Raw genomic sequence first — 4,220 nt, forward strand, 5'->3', positions numbered from 1 at the left:
GTATGTAATTGTTTATCGGTTTTAACCGAATTTCGAATTATTCACGCAATTTGCTCATAAATGAGTAAATTTTTTAAGTTTAGGAATATTATGTTGCAATATCACGCTCCAAAATTCCATGAGATTTTGCATCAAAAACACGCACATTAAAAACATGCACCCAGTAGAAAAGCTTCATACGAGTCGCCACCTTCCAAGCAACTCGTGACCGCGCTTAGTTTGATCCATTACAAACACAGCAGCAATCAAACTAGACAACATCGCAGAAACAACGCACAAAGACGCATTCCAGCCGCATCCGCCGGTCTTTGGCAGCGCGAATGGTTTCACAACGTGAATCATGAAAGTCTTAAACTCGTAATCTTTACCCCTGATGTACTGATCACCGTAAACTTCATTCAACAAATCATATTTAGCACCATGATGATTACTCATACCATCAAAAGATTTCTTAGCTTCTGGTTTCAAAGCCCAAGCAACGCACTGATAGTCACCAGTTTTTTCTGGAATACCATCGAGCGTAGCAGTAGTACGTTGAGCAGCATCGAACGGATTATTCAGATTATCCTTAGCGTTATAGCTATACAATTTATGCTGCGCGTTGCAATTAGAACCATTCTTACATTTCTCACGCTCGGAGTACGTATCAATATGACTCCATGTAATTGGATTACTTGCTTTCATACCCGCAAGTTTTGAAACAAAATCACGGTCATCATTTTCGCATAAAACTTCCAAGCCTATTTTCTTCTCAGTTTTATTACCACTATTCCACACGTCTTTTGTAGACCAAGCGTCAATAAACGGTCTATACATAAGACTCATGCCACTCATAATGGTAAGACCGCTACCACTTCCAAACTGACCATCAGTATCACTAATATCAGGCGCGTCAGGAGAATCTGACCTTAGCACTCGAAGCTTTATATCATCGCCTTCCATAGGATCCACTGTCACTTGCGCGTACACTGGATTTGGTTTACTTATGCCATCCCCATTACCAGCATCTTTATCCGTAGACTTTGAACCGTCCGGATAATGTACGATCACAGGAATTTTATACACGCCAGGCTTCTGCCACTTAAGCGGCTTAAAAGACATCACTCCATAGTGAGAACCATCACCCGTACCATGGTTTTTACCAGTCTTCCCACCATCGCTAGGCTTATTATCTTGACCATTATCGTAGAAAGACATTCCATAAGGATGATCCTTATCCTTCTTATACCAACCAGGATTATCTTTCTTATACTGGTTTTCATCAAACTCAAACCAAGTGCCGTCTGGAAGCGCGCCTTCTTCTATATCATCCTGATGAGTAGCATTATTAGCACCTTTCTTACTCTTAGGCACATCAGTAACATTCTTATAACCGTTAGTAAGGCTTGCATGATATTCACCAGCCTTCACTTTCAATGGCACGTAACTAGGATTATTCCTATGCGCGTAAGAAGCTTTAACACTAAACTTTAAAGTTTGATCATTCCAATCTTTACCCTTTGAATCCTTAGTCTCGCCCTTAGTACCATAATTAGCAAAGAGCATTTTCTTATAAACAACACTTCCGCCAGTATCATTGACAATTATGTCATCGAAATTCTTAAGACTAACAGCATTGTTAAAAGCAAACACGCGACACTCGTACTTACCGCTTTTCCTAGGCGTTCCAGTAATAATCGCGCGAGAACGAGCCATAGTATTCGTGTTGTACTCATCTTTAGTTAAATACGAGTACTTAAAATCATTAAGATTACAGTTTTTATTATTCCTGCACTTGTTTTCTTCGTCTTCCGTAGCGATTTTCCATTGATGAAAAGCTGTAAACTTTAATCCGTTAACCTCACCGACAGACCTGTTTTTCGCTTCATCCCATTTAAGAAGCGTATAATTATCCTTATTTTCTTCGTGGCAAATAGCACGGAATGTAATCGGAGACTTATTGTTAGCAGACCACGCGTCAGGTATAAGAAGCTTACTACCATCTATCTGCTTATCTTTATCAAGATTCGTGTAATGATCCGTATGATACGAACCATAAGTAATACGGTCGGAATAGTTACTACCGAAATCGTGCATACCTGCACCCTCAGCAATAGAAAAACCTAAATCGTTATTGCCTACAGTAAGTGGCGTTACTTTAACGTGAGCATAAACCTGCCCATTATCCGTACTACTTGAGCCATCAGGATAGTGAGCAATTACAGGAGTATCGTAATTATTAGGATCTTGAGGTTTGCTCGGAGTAAAAGTTACTTCACCAGTACTAGTATTAGTCATTTTTGACCAAGAAAGCACTGGTTTAGAATATTTATTACTCTTACCAAGCTCAAACCTAGTACCTTTCGGAAAATCGCCTTTAGTAATCCCCTTATTTTCTGGAACCGACGTAATTGATTTTCCAGCTTGCACCTGTTTTTTATCATAATCTGGATACACAGGCTTATAAAAATGAGACATAGGCCAAACTTTGAATTTAGCGACAACCGTCTCTGAAAAAGGCTGAGGATGATTACAGTTGTAGTTACTTGGATTAGGATAAGTTACCTTAATCGGTATATAAACTGTATGATTCTTATGCGAGTCTGCTGGGTTAAAATACACTTTACCTGTAGACTTGTCAATCCACGCATGACCTTGTTGTAAAGGCTCTGGCTTCGGACTATTAGGATCATCAAAAGTAACTTGAGCATTGGATCCCTTATTGTTATCAAAATAAGCGTTACCATCAATAGAATAAGTAAGATTCTTAGGAATATGATTGTACAGCTTACCTCTTTTACCGTCACTGCCATAATCAGGAACAAAACTACCCTTATTATCGAAGTAATCACCATCATTCTCATGCCAATGACCATCATCAGTATAAGCTCTTACGGAAGAAGCTTGACGAGGCTGTGAATCCTCCGACTCCTCAAAATGTAATCCACCAGGCTTAGTTGGATCGGTACTATTATCCCACTCCACGTTATCTGGTATGCCATCACCATCGTGATCATACGGACCATAAGTTGCATAATCACGCTCATGAGATTCAGCATTAGTAGACTGATATCCAGCAATAATAGGCATGTAACGAATATCAGTACCATCTGGCACATCTGCAGTAATAACCCAACGGTAGCAAGTCGTAGAATTAGCACTTTCAAACGAACGCAGCATTATACCAAAGTCGCCATTGTCATGCCACTTCTTTATTTCGCATAAACTGTAATTCTTAAATTTAGACGAAGGATCAGTATTATATCCACAGCCAAAATTACCATTGCCAACAGTATCTTCCCACTGACCATTAAAATCGTTATTACCATACGTATAATGCCAACGAGAAATTGTTCTAGACCAGCCCCAATACTTATCCCAATTTTTCATTGTTTCTGGGATGCCTTTATCATTCTGACTTGTCCAGTCATTCCACTTTTTCTCGTAAACATTTCGCCTATCTCTTTTCACTCTAATAGTGTCTGTAATAAGCTGTTTCGGAAGATCTACGTAAAAAGTGACTCGTGCTGGAATACGCTGTCTAGGCTGAGGATTTAACTTCTCCTTAAAAGCATAGTTAAAATATATTTCATACTGCACATGAGTACCATTAGAATCCTTAGTAAGTGTTGGTGCAATATGCATATTTTCAATAGCATTACCAATACCATTACCATTAGCAGTAAAATATCCATAGCCACCATACGACCACATAACCTGCGCAGCGCTTGCAGGCTTAGCTGGCACAACGAGAACAGCAAGAATAGTCGCCACGGCAACAATCAACGCAAGAGCCGCGCGACGAATGTAATACAACTTAGAAGCGCTAGCAATAGAGCACCCTTTAGTGCACCTTTTAGATTTTTGTAAAGTTACAGAACCGTTAACATCATCAAGCGCATGATGACAATTCATAAAACTACAAGTTATACGTATAAGGTTAGAGAAACAGCCGTGAAGCCGTGACATTCTAACGCCTCGATTTCTTAAAAATCTAAAAGCTGCTCGAATACTCATGCCTGTTGATTTTATGAATCAACAAGCATTGCCCGGGGTGCAGAACACTGCATTATCAGCAGCAAATGACGCGAAATATCACAAACCACCAAAGCAAACGTCGATACGAACGCAAGCAAGCACAATCATGCCCAAAATCAGCAGGCTAATTCACGCCAAAAACTTAAACGCAAGATAATGTAGTGCACTACTGCTAAGCACATATGTTGTTATACCCCCCCCCC

General features: G+C 39.7%; 1 protein-coding gene. It reads right to left on the reverse strand.

Going from position 1 to position 4,220, the window contains the following annotated elements; translation table 11 throughout:
* Positions 1-174: 174 nt before the first annotated feature.
* On the reverse strand, positions 175-3,948 hold the full coding sequence (locus tag A5294_RS05255) for a Rib/alpha-like domain-containing protein (RefSeq protein ID WP_082851889.1): 3,774 nt from the start codon (positions 3,946-3,948) through the stop codon (positions 175-177).
* Positions 3,949-4,220: the final 272 nt, after the last annotated feature.

This window comes from Gardnerella sp. 30-4 (genome assembly GCF_001641215.1).
GTDB classification, from domain to species: Bacteria; Actinomycetota; Actinomycetes; order Actinomycetales; family Bifidobacteriaceae; genus Bifidobacterium; species Bifidobacterium leopoldii.